8 protein-coding genes and 1 other RNA gene are annotated in these 15763 nt (G+C 32.8%); 3 read left to right on the top strand and 6 right to left on the bottom strand.

The genetic code is table 11. The features are described 5' to 3' along the window. The first annotated feature begins 93 nt into the window (after positions 1 to 93). Both ssrS and G468_RS0102720 read left to right on the top strand, forming a co-directional pair. Positions 94 to 295: non-coding RNA, 6S RNA (ssrS, locus tag G468_RS22785), on the top strand. A 130-nt stretch (positions 296 to 425) separates the two neighbouring features. After that, positions 426 to 1019, top strand: coding sequence for a 5-formyltetrahydrofolate cyclo-ligase (locus G468_RS0102720; RefSeq protein ID WP_026821801.1), 594 nt, complete (start codon positions 426 to 428; stop codon positions 1017 to 1019). Positions 1020 to 1066: 47 nt separating this feature from the next. On the opposite strand, the gene G468_RS0102715 is transcribed toward G468_RS0102720, so the two are convergent. From G468_RS0102715 to rpiA, 3 genes are all read right to left on the bottom strand, one after another. Continuing rightward, positions 1067 to 2548, bottom strand: coding sequence for a hypothetical protein (locus G468_RS0102715; protein ID WP_026821800.1), 1482 nt, complete (start codon positions 2546 to 2548; stop codon positions 1067 to 1069). Positions 2549 to 2822: 274 nt separating this feature from the next. Beyond that, on the bottom strand, positions 2823 to 4064 hold the full coding sequence (serA, locus tag G468_RS0102710) for a phosphoglycerate dehydrogenase (RefSeq protein ID WP_026821799.1): 1242 nt from the start codon (positions 4062 to 4064) through the stop codon (positions 2823 to 2825). Between the two features lie 284 nt (positions 4065 to 4348). Continuing rightward, the gene (gene rpiA, locus G468_RS0102705) at positions 4349 to 5017 is read right to left on the bottom strand and encodes a ribose-5-phosphate isomerase RpiA (RefSeq protein ID WP_026821798.1); all 669 of its coding nucleotides are present in this window, start codon (positions 5015 to 5017) and stop codon (positions 4349 to 4351) included. A gap of 143 nt (positions 5018 to 5160) precedes the next feature. Between rpiA and G468_RS0102700 the strand changes: the two genes are divergently transcribed. Next, positions 5161 to 6078: a LysR family transcriptional regulator ArgP gene (locus tag G468_RS0102700; protein ID WP_026821797.1), complete on the top strand. Its 918-nt coding sequence runs from the start codon at positions 5161 to 5163 to the stop codon at positions 6076 to 6078. A gap of 600 nt (positions 6079 to 6678) precedes the next feature. Here the strand turns inward: G468_RS0102700 and G468_RS0102695 are convergent. The 3 genes from G468_RS0102695 to G468_RS23630 all read right to left on the bottom strand — a co-directional run bounded on the left by G468_RS0102695 (position 6679) and on the right by G468_RS23630 (position 15669). Beyond that, the gene (locus G468_RS0102695) at positions 6679 to 10725 is read right to left on the bottom strand and encodes a calcium-binding protein (RefSeq protein ID WP_155846969.1); all 4047 of its coding nucleotides are present in this window, start codon (positions 10723 to 10725) and stop codon (positions 6679 to 6681) included. A gap of 49 nt (positions 10726 to 10774) precedes the next feature. Beyond that, positions 10775 to 15028, bottom strand: coding sequence for a C80 family cysteine peptidase (locus tag G468_RS0102690; RefSeq protein ID WP_026821795.1), 4254 nt, complete (start codon positions 15026 to 15028; stop codon positions 10775 to 10777). A gap of 497 nt (positions 15029 to 15525) precedes the next feature. Then, positions 15526 to 15669, bottom strand: coding sequence for a hypothetical protein (locus G468_RS23630; protein WP_155846968.1), 144 nt, complete (start codon positions 15667 to 15669; stop codon positions 15526 to 15528). Between the last annotated feature and the right edge of the window lie 94 nt (positions 15670 to 15763).

The raw sequence follows: 15763 nt of genomic DNA, 5'->3' as shown, positions 1-15763 counted from the left end.
AGGTGAACAAAACAACATTAGTACCAAAATAGAGTAAGAATAGGTTGCTTTCTGTATTTACTTTCATACAATAGATACTAAGATATAGTTTAGAATTCTCTGAGATGCTCGTCAGTGGGTGAGTCCCCTGAGCCGATATTTCAAAACATTTAGAATGTGGTTATCTGTTTATGGTGTGCATGCCGGGTCAGCTAGGGAGAACCTAGCCACCAGGAAGCCTAAAGTTAACGATGCTGCGTTCACCTTGAACCCCGGGTTCAAGGGTTACAGCCCGCAACGGCATCTTGGAGTTCCTTAATTGGTTACACTACTATACTCATAATGTTACCATCCAAATATACCGCGCTTTAGTAAATAAAAGCTGAATGATACGATAATAAGTCATCGCATTATTTTATCCTGCTAGATTGATAATTCTAAATTTTATGTCTAATAACGTACAAAAACGACAGAAAATTATCCGACAAACAGTACGACAATACCGTCGACAATTAACATGTGAACAACAAAATAGCGCAGCAGATAAAATAACTCACCTTGCGTTAGCTCACGAAATTATACGATCTGCTTCCCATCTGGGATTATTTCTTTCATTTGATGGCGAAATAAATACTAATCCATTAATTAAAAATCTCTGGGCACAAAACAAGAAAGTTTATCTGCCGGTTTTACATCCCTTTAGTCGCTATCAGCTACTATTTCTAAACTATCGCCCTGACACTTTACTGATAAAAAATCGCTTTAATATTGCAGAGCCAACACTTAATGTTATGGATGTTATACCAATAACACAATTAGATGTTCTGTTTGTGCCATTAGTGGCATTTGATAAACAAGGTCAGCGATTAGGTATGGGAGGCGGATTTTACGATAGATTGCTGTCCGATTGGCACAAAAAACATTTTTATCCGATTGGATTAGCCCATGATTGCCAATTGGTTGATAAAATCCCCACTGCACCATGGGATATCCCATTACCAGAAATTATCACTCCATCAAAAAGATGGCGAATAATTTAACAGTAATTAACCCAATGTTATATCAAGATCACCATATGTTTTTATGATTAAATTGTTTTTAGCGGCTGTTTTTTTCCCTTGATAATATTTTGTTGCAAAACAGCAATATTATGCTCATAAGAATTACGATAAACATCGTAATGACCGTTACTTTTATTTAAATATATTCGTTTACCCTGATATTTATGCAAATTTTGTTTATGCTGTTGGATAAAATGCTTTATTTCATCCACAGACTGGCAATCAATAGTTAATTTTATTTTTTTATTAAAGTGTTTTTTATGATTAATAATTTCCAACTGGGTTGTTTGTGTTTTTTCATCTATCGCAATAAATTTTAATGATATTTTTTCATCAATTTTTATTATGTTTTGATTATCGATAAGTTTAGCTAATGCAATAATCGATATTTCTTTATTGTTAACCAAAAAACGATTTAACTGCCTCTCTTTCTGTTGATCTTGTTGTTGCGTTATGTGACTCTTTTTAACAAAACTTCCCATGGCAAAAGTGAAATTTCCATCAGCTTGTTTTTCCACTGCATAGATAGAAGCCAGCTGATTAAAAAACTCGGTTAATTTTTGCTTATCAGTAAAATGATAAACCCCTATATTTGAATCAAATACAGTAAAAATTGGTTTATGATTCTCATCATTTTCAATTGTTAGCATCACTGAATGCGCTTTTAAACCAATATTCAAATAAATACCATCAGAATTAACTTGGAATCTATCCAATATATCAGCAAAAAATTGTGAAGAAGTCTCTAACAAACAATAGCGTTCTGTTCCAGTTATATTATCGTATCCGATATTATAGTTAGACAGAAAAAATTCAATATCCTTAGAATATGAATTAATAACATTTGATTTTGCCTGTTTAAATTTGAAAAGGATATCTTGTATAGATAAAATATTTTCTACTTTACAAATACGCTGCCATTCTACATAAATGTCCCTATGCCATTTAAATTGGACCAACTCATTATTTTGATTAATACTTTCTGCATAAAATTTATCAATAAAACAATTAACATCGTTTATATTGATAAAATGTTTATTACCTCTGCATACCTCCATAATATCTTTATTATTTTGATTAATAACTTGCCTTAAATTAACCAATTTTGTTGTATAAAGTAAAGTATATTTATTAATAAAATTATGCAAATAAATGGCTTCATTAAGTAAATCATGGATTTTGGCATTAGCATGTAGTTTTTTAGATTCAATAATGATTTTGTCATAATCATCCATATTATGCGTAATTGTTAAATTACTTAACTGATTTAATTCTTTAATTGATTCTAAGAATTTATCACCTTGCGCATAACCACCCTGTGCAAACTGGCACATATACATTAAAGACAGGCCATAACATATTCCTTCATCAATTTGAAAGCGCTTATCAGTTAAGTCCAATCTAAAATACTTCTTTTTTAATAGTGCTATTTTTTGATTAAAATCTTCAAAAATATGTTTATTTTGAGAAAAAATAACATCTGGATTTTTAATTCCATTAATTGCCATAATAGCTTCCTTAAAATATATCTTGCCAAGTTAATTAGATAATATTTTAAATAAATTAATGTTAGGATGAAACTAATAATAAGCACTTTTTTATAAAATATTACTAATTGATAGTATTTTATATTGAGAAAAAATACATTAAATATATTAATTGATAAATAATATCATCAATTATAGAAATACCCCTCTTTTGTAAAATAAATATATTAATAGACAATAAAAATCAGCCCGCTTTAACGGGCTATTTATTAGAAAAATAAATCAGTAAAATTTATCAGTACAGCAAGCGTGTACGAATAGTACCAGGTAAAGATTTTAATTTTTGTAATAAACTTTTTGCTGTCTTTTCCGGTTGACTTGTAATATCAATCACAACATAACCAATATTTCCCTTAGTTTGCAAATATTGTGCCGCTATATTAATTTCGTCTTCCATAAAGAGCTGATTAATACGATTTAACATCCCTGGGCGATTTTCATGAATATGTAATAAACGATTAGTCTCTTCTGTGTGGATAGGTAATGAAACCTCAGGAAAATTGACCGCCGATAAAGTAGAACCATTATCAGAATATTTTACTAACTTACTAGCCACTTCGTAACCAATATTCTCCTGTGCTTCTTGGGTAGAACCGCCAATATGAGGAGTTAAAATAACATTATCAAATCCAATTAACGGCGAGCTAAAAGGATCACCATTACTGGCCGGTTCTTTAGGAAAGACATCAATTGCCGCACCAGAGATATGCTGACTTTTCAATGCCTCACTTAATGCCGGAATATCAACTACGCTACCACGTGAAGCATTGATCAAAATCGCGCCAGGTTTCATCAAGGTCAGTTGTTCTTTGGCAAACATATTCTTAGTACTTGCTGTTTCAGGAACATGTAAGCTAATTACATCACTCATATTGAGTAATTCGATCATAGTCGGAACTTGGCAAGCGTTACCTAACGGTAACTTATTTTCAATATCATAGAAATAAACGTTCATTCCAATGTTTTCCGCTAAGATACCTAATTGGGTACCAATATGGCCATAACCAATAATACCTAATTTCTTACTTCGTGCTTCATAGCTTCCTTTGGCTTGTTTATTCCATATTCCACGATGCGCTTTCATACTCGCTTCAGGAATACGACGCAAAAGTAATAATAATTCGCCAAGAACCATTTCTGCCACTGAGCGGGTATTGGAAAAAGGAGCATTAAAAACCGGAATACCACGCTTAGCCGCAGCTTCAATATCAACTTGATTGGTGCCGATGCAAAAACAACCGACAGCAATCAATTTTTCCGCCGCGGCCAAAACTTGTTCGCTAAGATAAGTGCGGGAGCGAATACCGATAAAATGGACATCAGGGATCACTGCGATTAATTCTTCTGTTGATAATGCACCTTCATGATATTCAATATTTTCATAACCTGCTGCCCGCAGATTATTAATTGCACTTTGATGCACCCCCTCTAAAAGCAAAAATTTAATTTTCTGTTTTTGTAAAGATACATTAACCATTTACCCATCCTGTCATTAAGATTGCGGCTATCACCGATTTTTTATACCACCATAACAAAAATTTTCTCACTAGTAACATTATCATTTATGCAAACAATAAAATTCATCGCAACAAAAAACGCTATAACGAACAAAAGGAAACTAAATAGGCAAAAATAGGATTTTTATCATACTAAATCAATGATTATGATATAACTGGCTAAATTTGATAGAAAAAAATTTAAATTTAATCGAGGCAATATATACCGCCTCTCTAACCGCTCAACGCTTTAAAAACTAGCAAACTATGGTTTTTTAGCCGTCAATTTTTCTACTCCAGTCGGCGTTGCCAGCAAAACAATATCCGCCGCGCGAATAGCAAATAAGCCTACCGTAACCACACCAGCAATTGCATTAATTTTATTTTCTAACTCTATCGGATCGAGAATCTTTAGATTGTGAACATCAAGAATAACATTACCATTATCCGTAACCACATTTTGCCGATATTCTGGCAGGCCACCTAACTTTACTAATTCACGAGCGACGTAAGCGCGTGCCATCGGAATTACTTCAACGGGTAATGGAAATGCGCCTAAAATATCAACTTGCTTAGATTTATCAGCAATAGCGATAAATTGCTTAGCCATTGCAGCAATAACTTTTTCACGCGTCAAAGCCGCTCCACCACCTTTGATCATCATTAAGTCTGGATTAAATTCATCGGCACCATCAATATAAATATCCACGCCATCCACCTCATTACTATCAAGAATGGGAATGGCTAACGCGGTTAATTTGTCGGTAGAAGCAACTGAACTCGAGACTGCACCTTTGATTAAATGCTTTTGTGTCGCTAAACTATCAATAAAATGCGCAACGGTAGAGCCTGTTCCAACACCAACCACCATATCGGGTTTGATATATTCCACAGCGGCCCAGCCAACCATTTTTTTTAATTCATCCTGTGTCATAATTAGTTGCCTTATTATTTTTTATTGCTAAAACCTACTAATTAATTAGTATAACGAAATTTCCGCAGCTATCGATTGGAAAAATATTGCATAGTAAGATATAGAATAACATCTGAATTGAATTTTAAAGAGATTTTTTCGTGATTAAACGCCCTGACTATCGAGCACTACAAGCATTGGATACCGTGATTCGTGAACGTGGCTTTGAGCGCGCAGCGCAAAAGTTATGTATCACTCAATCTGCCGTTTCTCAAAGAATTAAGCAGCTTGAAAACCTCTTTGGTCAGCCATTGTTAGTAAGAACGATCCCTCCTCAACCGACTGAGCAAGGACAAAAACTACTTGCTCTGTTACATCAAGTTGAATTATTAGAAGAGCAATGGCTTGGTGACGAAAGCAGTGGTGCAACCCCGTTGCTGCTATCAATGGCAGTCAATGCTGATAGTTTAGCAACCTGGTTTCTGCCTGCCCTTAATCCAGTACTTCATGACACGCCTATTCGCCTTAATATTCAAGTCGAGGATGAAACCCGGACACAAGAGCTTTTACGTAGAGGAGAAGTCGTTGGCGCGATTAGTATTCAATCGGAACCCTTGCCTGGCTGCCTGGTAGATAAACTAGGTGCGCTAGATTATCTATTCGTTTCGTCACCCACCTTTGCTGAGCGCTATTTTCCTACCGGGGTGACAAAAACCTCACTATTAAGAGCGCCGGCTGTTGCTTTTGATCATCTGGATGATATGCATCAAGCTTTTGTGCAACAGAATTTTAATCTATCTCCAGGTAGTGTTCCTTGTCATATTGTGAACTCATCAGAGGCATTTGTTCAACTTGCTAAGCAGGGCTCAACTTGTTGTATGATCCCACATTTACAAATTATCGATGAATTAAATTCAGGTCAACTAGTCGATCTTACTCCCGGACTATATCAGCGTAGAATGCTATATTGGCACCGCTTTTCCCCTGAAAGCAGGACAATGAAAAAGGTGACTGACGCGCTTGTAAAAACCGGACGCCAGCTATTAAAACAAGAAGATAATCGTTTAGAAAACAACAAGTAACGTTACCATGCAAAACAACGTCAATTTGGTCGGAAAATCAATACGCTGTTGTTCTTCAGTTTGATTGCTATCACTGGCAGCGGTAGCAACCCATTATGTCATCGCCTTCATTATTAGCATTAGGTAAGGGGTTACATTAGGTAGCCGAATAAATACTATAAACTGTACCTAATTTAACATTAAATTCTACTACTACGACTTCGCATGCGTGTTGTCAATGCCTAATTACTACTTTATACTCATTTGAATACCTACTCTGGGTTGAATATTGCAGAGATAGAGCATCAGTTAAATTTTATTACAATGAAAAACTTAAATTCTAATAGTTTATTAATTTATTATATGAGCTATTTTTATTTATTGTTAAATTAGCTAGTAAATTATTTCAATAAAAAATAAAAATGACAAGTAATTAAAAAATTATTGCAAAATAATAAATATACTTAATTGAAAGAATAAATTCTTATTTTTAATATCAGTGAAAATATTCTCATACCCTATAAAAAATTAATTTATATTTTATTATAATTAAATCAAAATAGTAAAAAGCAAAGAAATGTTCTCTTTTCTTTAATCATATTAAAAAATAGTTAATTTTATTTAATAACTATACTGCGATGCCCCAAAAATATTTTGCTCAACTCCATTGTTAATAAACTCAATCAAATTTAATGATGCTCTATCTTTTCTTTTATTAAAATCTGATAGCTTATCTATTAAGATATTTATGTTATCACTATCCAGATAATTACCATTATTTATTCCTCTATAAATTTTTACTTTATCATCATTCGCTACTGCATTTTTAATAGTAATACTGGATTTCTTATCTTTTGATTTAATAAAATAATCTTGTTGATTATCTGCTATATAATATCTTATATTTCCATCAGAAAAATAGTGATCAAAATTTTGAATATAAATCGTATCAGAACCACCAGCACAATTAATAGTTATATGCCCAACTTGATGATTAATAAATATCGCATTATTACCTTTACCGCAATTAATTTCATCATTTCCATTGGTAGTAATAATAGTATCATCACCTATACCACTATTAACAATATCATTCCCTTCACCTGGTAAAATAATATTATTGCCCTTTGCGGTAGCAACAATATCATCCCCTGGTCCAGCATCAATAATATTATTGCCCTTTATTACTGTCACCATATCATCTCCAGAGCCAGCATTAATTATATTATCTATATTATCTCTTCCACTTAAATCAGTAATAATATCATTACCTGCCATAGCATCTAATCGATTTTCATTCAAGCGATAACCTACTGGCAACTCAATTATATCATGACCTGACGTAGGTTCTTTAATTGCAATCATTGGAACAATTTTATTTTCGCCCTTTTTTAATGCCATCATAAAAAGTTGCTGATATTTATCCTGTACAATGACATTTTTTATTTCTTTTTTAGGTAAATTTTTAAAAACAATATTAACAATTTTGCCAACTTTATCTTTATGAATAAGACGATCACCATCAAATTCAAAATCATAGCCACTATATTCTTGTATTGCGATAATAATCTTATCATTACTATCAAAACTGTTTTTTACTTTACTAAAGTCAAAAATAATATCTTCATTAAGATTAAAAGTAGTATCAACGTCAGGTAAATTTTTTAATGCCATGCTCTTAATAAGATAGAAATCATTACCTTTTGAAATATAAATATAATACTGTGCGGCCAGAGCAATAATTTGATCATCGTTATCACCAATAATAGTCATTCCATCTGATGCTAAAAATTTTGCCATCACTTTAATGCCAGCAGGCATTTCATAGATATCTTTGCTAAAAACCTTAAAACTATTTTGAGCAAAATTAACCTCAACATCATTGGTATAGACATTTCCTTCATTACGATATTTTGGTCTGACATATGCCGCTTTAAAATATTCAGTTGGATTTTTATTTTTATCTGCTTTTGCAAGTAATATAGGTGATAGTAAAAAGCTATTTTGGCATTTCACATTATATTCATGATTAGTAAAATAGTTGCCTTTTTCATCCTGCGCATAAACGTTTTTTAATCTTATTGAGATATTACTTATTATATTATTTTTAAAAAATTTGGCGTTATTGATAATTTCAACTTCAATAACAATATCATTGCCTGATTTGAAAACAGATTTTATTTCATTAATATCATAATTCAGGTAAACCATACTCTGTTGATTAATATTTTGATGACTGTCATCAATGACAATTAGTGCATTATAAGAATAGCCGTTGTTAAAGCGAAACTTGGGATTGGTTGAAGATGCAATTTCTTCACTATTGCTGTTATCAGCAAAAATAAAAGCGCCTTTTATTGGATCCCAACGCTGATATTTCAAATTATCATCGGCAAATATCTCAATATGATCTTGCCAGTTATAGCGCTTAATGCGATAAACATCATGACCTTCACCACCATCAGCAATGCCTTGAGTTAAAATTAAAGTATCATTACCTTTACCACCATACAATCTATCATTACCCAGGTTACCATCTAAAACATTATCTCGCGCATCACCAACAATAATATCTGCACTATTCGCTACTACGGTGACATTTTCCATGTTTTTAATAGTAGCAAGCCGCTGTGATCGCATAAATGAAGAGAATTTTTCATTATCATAATTATTAACAACATACTGATGATCATCAATCATCCAAATCTTTTCTTGCTTTAAATTAACCAATACACCAACCTGTCTGGTAAAGTTATCCTTATCAATCCCCAGTAGATTGGTACTATTTTTTTCTGTATTGACAGCAGAATTAGATTTAATTACTGGTAATTGATGAATAATTATAGAATTACTACCTGCATATCCATCTAAATATCGACTCTCATTCGGATAATGTGCATCAAACTTTAAAACGAAAGTGTCATTTTTTTCACCACCGACAAAGATTTTATTACCGTTATAGATCTCAAATCTATTTTTATACTGTTTAAAACCAACAATGGTATCATTACCATTAGCCGTGTTAAAAATAATACCCGCATTCTCTCCTGCTACCGACAACTGATGTAGTAGCTGATTTCTATCAAACGGAATGGTTTTAACCTCTCCCTTGTCAGTTAAATAAATAAATTGCGTATTTTTTTCAATATAAGAATAAATCGATTCTATTTTTTTTCCTGCCAGATAAAAATCTAAATCCTTTCTCTCTGGATCAAATATAAAAATTTCATTGCTTGTAGAACTCATTACTGGGGCGTAATTTTTTATTACAACAGATTCGGCTGCATATTTATCAGGATATGCTGTGGTAATTCTACTGAGTTGATCTTCAGTAAATCGGTATTTAGGAAAAGTGAAGAAAGAATTGCCCAAAGATTTATAGCCGACAGTACCTTCCAAAAGGGACATATCAAGGTAATTGTAATTTTCTGTTGCTTGTTCATGGGCAGAAACTTGTATTTTAGAACCATTTAATTTTTCAAGGGTTAATGCTTTTGCTTGCTCCTTAGTTGTCAAACACAAACCTGAACTAATATCCCGTATATTAAATAGCGGTACTTCTGCCATTTGATAACTCTCTTTTACATAGAGAGCTCGGCCATAGCCTTCTGTGCGAAAAATGCTAATTTGGTTCTTAATGCGTTGTAATAGTGACTTCTCGTAACCTTCTTCTTCATTATATGCTTGCAACTTGTTAAGAACACTGGTGGGTGGCTGTTCACCAAAAGCGGCGCTAATTCCTGTCGCAAACTCTTCCCATCCCGTAAGCTTGACCTTTTCCTCAATACGTTCAACGGCTCTAATGCCATTATAAATTATGCCACCAACCATTAATCCAGCCCCTACAGCAATGCCTATTGGCCCGGCAGCAGAAAAACCGGCCAAAAGAGCAACCGAAACTGCGATACTGACCGCCGCACTCACGACCGCAAGTGTTCCATTCACGATCAAATCTTGTCGCACCTCAGGATCAGTTTCGGTCGATAATTGGTGAAATGACTGATAAGCATTGTAAATATCAAATCCAGCCGACAAAGCATTTAATACTGCGGTTGCACGCCCGGCAAATTTGGCCGCAATCTCTGTTGAATCAGTTATTTTAGTTACTGATTTAAATATGATAGGTTGCAGGATATCGGTACCAAAATTGGCCGCAGCGGCGCCATACGCCAACGCAAGTTGCCGCCTAATTTCAGCTTTTTGTTCATCGGATAAACGCGGATCCTGTAATTGATCTGCCGCCCGGTTTGTTAAAATCCAAAGCTGAGCAATCCCTATAGCTTGTGAACCATAGCCTACTTTACTCATTATTCGTGCATAACGGGGCAACTTAAAGGTGGTATTTTTCATTTCATGCCACATTGCAGCATCAATTACCTCACCTTTAACATAGCGATCAACATAGCCTAATTGCTGTTTTATCATTCCAACATCAGCCAATTCCGCTCGCGTGGCAATCAGGTTATCTTGCCCTCTTTGATCAATTAGTGATTTAATTAATTTAATAAATTGCGCATCATCATGACTAGTATCAAGTAGCATCAAATGATGGCTTAACATAGCGGCATCAAACGTCAATCGCTCACGCCAGTCTGGCAATGATTGAAGATGTCTGACTGATAGCGATTGACCATCAATTTGTGCTCCAGCCCGTATTAATAATGGCAAACTGATCTCAATATTATTTATTTTAACCAAATAAGTGTTAGTATCTAACTTAGGGGGGAGTAAATTGCCAAAAAAGGTGTGTTTTTTCAACTGCCTGATGAGTAAGTGTTAATTCATAGATGTCAAAGCGATAATCACCATTCATGTTTTCGATCATCAAATCAACTTTCCGCGCTGTATTCTCTTTGCGGTATCGGGTCTCCCTATCTAAATACGTTTGAAATACACGGAAAAAATCCTTTTGTGCTTGTTTTTGCTTACTATTACTAATAACAAGCTCACCGGCTTTCGGATCATAAAGCTGATATTGAAAAATATCAGCTTGCCGCTTAATCACGACAGTAAAAGCATGCTTACCTGATTGCAAATAGTAAGCACCATCCGATGCTTGCATTAACCAGCTTTTTAGTGATTGATTTTCAATGCGTGGAGCATAATTAATATCTTGCAGCTGGCTAAGAGCTGCGTCAAACTCGGTTAAAAATTGCTGATCCTGGATGCTAAGATCACTTTTGCTACTAAGCTCAAGCAAAGCCTGATGATATGCTAATATTTTAATAAATTGTGCTTGCTTCCCTTGCTGACACGCTATGACATAAAGAGCACCCAATGCTTGTTCAATACGCAGACTATTGGTATTTATCTTATGCAAATAATATCCATGGCTAACGGCAGATATGGTTGCCTCACTCTGCGAACATTGTGCTGATTTAGTTAAACTGACTATATTATCCAAAACTCGTTGGCGCCAAGTAGAACTCTTCATCAAAGCTTGTTTTAATGAAAGTCCATCAAACTCCTTGCTAATTTTTAAACCAGAAAACTCCTGTAATTGAGTCTGAATAAATTCAACATATTCTGGATGTGCTAATGCCTGCATTAAATAAATTGTATCAAGTTCACCATTATTTAATGAAAAATATTGTCCTAATAGATAGCGACTATGATCGCTTAAATAGCGAACAGCATAGGGATTTGCCTGTAATTCACCAACCAGAAAAGATAATTCTGCCGATTGCTGGCTTAAGGGTAAGCTTTTCTGCGCAATAAAAAGGGCATTCCAGCGTAACCGAGCATCATGAGCAAGATAATCACCATGGGCAAAATACTGGTTAACCTTGATACTTAATAGCGGATCATAAATTGTTTGCTTAAGTTTCTTAATATCAAGTTTACCCTGCTGATCAGCAAAACTAGGCAACAATATTGCAGGATTTTTAGCAGTAATTTCTGCTAGCGTTATTTTCCCTGTTACAATATCGAGTAGCAAAGCCTTAATGGGTGGTTCACCATTAATCATCAATTTCTGCGTTGTAATATCAAACTGAAAAGTGTTTTTTTGTTGTTCATGATAATCATCCAGAAAAATACCGAGTTCGTAATCTGGCGACATAAATTCTGATTTTGGCTGGGAAATTGAAACCGAAGAATTCAGCCCTTTTTCCGCCAATTTTTGGCATAAACGTGCGGCTAAATGCTGAGGATCATAAATAGCAGTATTTTCTATTTTGCCATTATCATTAAATAGTTTTATCTCCATAGGCACTTTAAGCGGGTATTTTTGGCGTAAAGCCAGTAATGATTGTGATAAAGTGTCAGGATCCAATAACGATAACTCATTGCCATCTAAAATCGTCCAACTATGATTGCTGATTAATGTTAAACTTGGCAAATCGCCATATTCTATAAATGATTGGTTATTTTTAACATCACACTGAATAATAAGGGTATTTTCAGGTTTAAATATGGCATACAATTGCGCTTTAGTCAGATTCTCTTTATCACTAGTTAGACGCATAATGACATTCAATTTATCATTACGATTATGGGAAAAATTTAATTTATTTTCATTAATATAGTTTTTATTTACGGTCTTCCATATAGGCGCTTCATTAATGCCGTTATTAACCATTTCATCAATTATCTTATTATAGAAAGCCTCATAATTATTGTAGTCTGGCTCATTAATTGCATTTTTGAATAGATCATAAGCTCGTTGGTCATAGGCAATTTTTTTGATGAGATCAATATTTAATTCTCCGCTGGGAGCAGAAAATAATGGGATTAATAATTGCTGATTATCAGTAATAAACCGTTCAAAGGAGACTTTGTCTGCCTGCAAATCATTTAATAAAGATAAAATGACGGGTTTACCGTTAATTGTGATACTGTCTGTTGCATGATGATATCGGTAGGTTTTTTTATAAATTCGGGCCGGCTGAGATTCATCACTTTCATTATTGATATAACCAATCCGTTTACCATGGCTATCAATAAACAAATCATTAGTATAAGCAATAATATCAGCATCAAACGCATTTTTATTGAGTAATTGGGTCATATTAAAAGCAAAGTCTTCTTTTGCTGTTCCTTCAGCTAATTCACAACCCATTAGCACAATTTTATTTGGCGTTTGCTTTATTGCCAGATCATTTTTAAGCCATTGCAATCCATTAGCAACAGCCTTTGGTGAGTGCTGAGCAAATTGAGAAACTTTTCCATTGCCTTGATAATCTCCATGACCAACAACTATCCAACGTGTTTGACCTGCTGACAATAAATCTTCATGGCGACCATAAGCAAGCCGCCTTTTCTTTGTCGCAATATCAAATTGCAATAAAATGGTTTTTTCCGGATGCTTAGCAATTAAACCTGAGACAATCTGGTCAAGAATAGTATTAGATTGAATTTGAATAATAATCGTTCGTTCATATGCTAAAGATAAGTTGTTCTGATGACTATTATTAGTTATCAACTCCGACTGAATTATTGGCAGCCTCCACTTATCAAAATCAATATTGAGATTATTATTGCTATGTATTCTTGGCGCTCGACTAACCATTTCATAGCTTTGTGTGGTGCTATCTGGCACTACTTTATATGCAGGCGTTGGCAGTTTGTCATAAATATCCTTTATATTAGCCGAAAGATCAAAGTTATCCGGTAATTGGTAAACCTGAATATTACCTTTATCAAAACGAGTAAATAAATTCTGATGGGACAGTGCAAATAAATTATCTTGTTCTTTATTAACCAAGTAGATTATTGTTCTTATATCAATATGATCAGTACTCATAATAATTTTTTTATTTCCATGATCAATATTTGATTTTTCTTCTATCGAAAATGTGACGATATTATTATGTTGATTCAACTGCAAAAATTTTATTTCTACATCCTCATTAGTTTGAATAATATCACCGTGAGTGATCATTTTATTAATAACCATCGAGCTAATTTGATATTTTGGTGGCGTCAAATCAATTAATTTATCACTAAAATCGCTAGCTTTAGCAAAAAAACCTATATGTATTTCTGGATTATCAATTTTTTCTAAATTCCATTGATATTTTTCGCTAGTATATTTACTAAATTCAATAATAAAATTCTTTGCCTCAGCAAGATCATTAAAAAGATATAACCCTTTATTAGAATCAAAGAATGTTATATTTTTCTCATTATTACTCGGATTTACGGTAACCGTTAATACCACAACATGATTACCAGTATAAATTTCATAAAATGCATTCTGATGTTTGTTTGTCATATGTGAAAATAAATTATCAATATCTATATAATAATTATTATTGATATCAGATACACTTTTTTTTAGATAAAGAACACCTCGATTTTTCAGATAATTAATTTCATCATCTACATAAATCTTATAAATTTTAATCTTAGCGGCTTCAATTGCTGATTGTATTTCCATAATAGATTTTTTATCGAAGGCTGTAAAATTTTTTTCTGCTATTAAGAAAATATCAACAAACCATCTCTCTTTAACTAAATCATGATTTTTAATGAATTCATTTCTATAAATCCGCTTAATTATTTTATGTGCATTGACAGCAGTAGGATCCTCTTTAGTACGTAAGTAGCTTTTTACTTGTGGAATACGATAACTCTGCAATAAATTTATGCTATTTGCATAAGTATGTTCATTAAGTATATCAAAAAGCACTTTATCTAAAATAGTATTTGCATATCGCCTTTCCGCTTCTATTTGATAACGTTCAATAATGCTGGCATTAATAGGAATTTCTCTATTCGCCAATCCAATTAAACGTTTAAATTTAATAAAAAACACCGCTGAATTTTGTTGTCCATTTTGAGCGATATGTGTCATATAGTAACGTGTTAATCCCCAACATAGACCACCGTATATCATTTTTTTCCTTTCATCACTACTGCGAATAAAGAATTTATTACTATTATAATCTAACCATTTTTCCGCAAATTTAAAAATTATTCCTTTTTGGTTGAAATCAATATCCATACGTTTTATTTCATTTACCCGCATAATAAACAACCTGTTATCAATAATTATTTTTAATATAGATTCACACTTGATATTAATAATATATAAATCATATTTTAATTTTTTTAGTAAAAAAAGCTTTATTATTTACAACAATTAATTTATCTTAAATTATATAAAATATTAAAGGGTTCTTTATCTGTATTCAATAAAATTTAAATAATAATTATAAATATTACCCAATTATTTTAATATCAGCGAATATTCATTTTATTAATTAATAGATAAATAAAACTCCATGCCATAACAAACGTATAAATTAAGGGATGGTAAATAAATAAAAGGATAAAAAAGAGTTATATAAATAAATATAAATTATATTATTATTAGCATATTAATGATATAAAAATATAATTACATTAATCTTATACACTACTATATTTGTAATATTTACTTATAATTCTTTAATAATATTATTAATATTTAATCAACACATAATAACTGATTTAGCTTTTGGTTCACATATTGTTTTATAACAATCAGAAAAAAGTATAATCAATATCGATAATGAAACTAATTTCATTAGCAAATAATTTTAAGATCAGAAATATAAGCACTAATTCCTGCTCCTCAATTTTTACAATCCATTTCTCTGCTAGTCGATATCCCTGTCTGCTTGCCATAAAAAATTTAATCCTTATGACAATAAGCTCAGTGTGGCACTCTGAGATGATGAACTCATTATAGTCTGGGTAAATAAAATACGACTATCTTTAT

Source organism: Arsenophonus nasoniae DSM 15247 (assembly GCF_000429565.1).
GTDB classification, from domain to species: Bacteria; Pseudomonadota; Gammaproteobacteria; order Enterobacterales; family Enterobacteriaceae; genus Arsenophonus; species Arsenophonus nasoniae.
The sequence above is the reverse complement of the archived record's forward strand: the minus strand, read 5'-3'. Positions and strand labels throughout refer to the sequence as shown.

Bases quoted from the DNA above. Each gene is read 5' to 3' on its own strand.
- serA (WP_026821799.1), bottom strand. From the start codon at position 4,064: ATGGTTAATGTATCTTTACAAAAACAGAAAATTAAATTTTTGCTTTTA.
- G468_RS0102690 (WP_026821795.1), bottom strand. From the start codon at position 15,028: ATGCGGGTAAATGAAATAAAACGTATGGATATTGATTTCAACCAAAAA.
- rpiA (WP_026821798.1), bottom strand. From the start codon at position 5,017: ATGACACAGGATGAATTAAAAAAAATGGTTGGCTGGGCCGCTGTGGAA.
- G468_RS23630 (WP_155846968.1), bottom strand. From the start codon at position 15,669: ATGGCAAGCAGACAGGGATATCGACTAGCAGAGAAATGGATTGTAAAA.
- G468_RS0102720 (WP_026821801.1), top strand. From the start codon at position 426: ATGTCTAATAACGTACAAAAACGACAGAAAATTATCCGACAAACAGTA.
- G468_RS0102715 (WP_026821800.1), bottom strand. From the start codon at position 2,548: ATGGCAATTAATGGAATTAAAAATCCAGATGTTATTTTTTCTCAAAAT.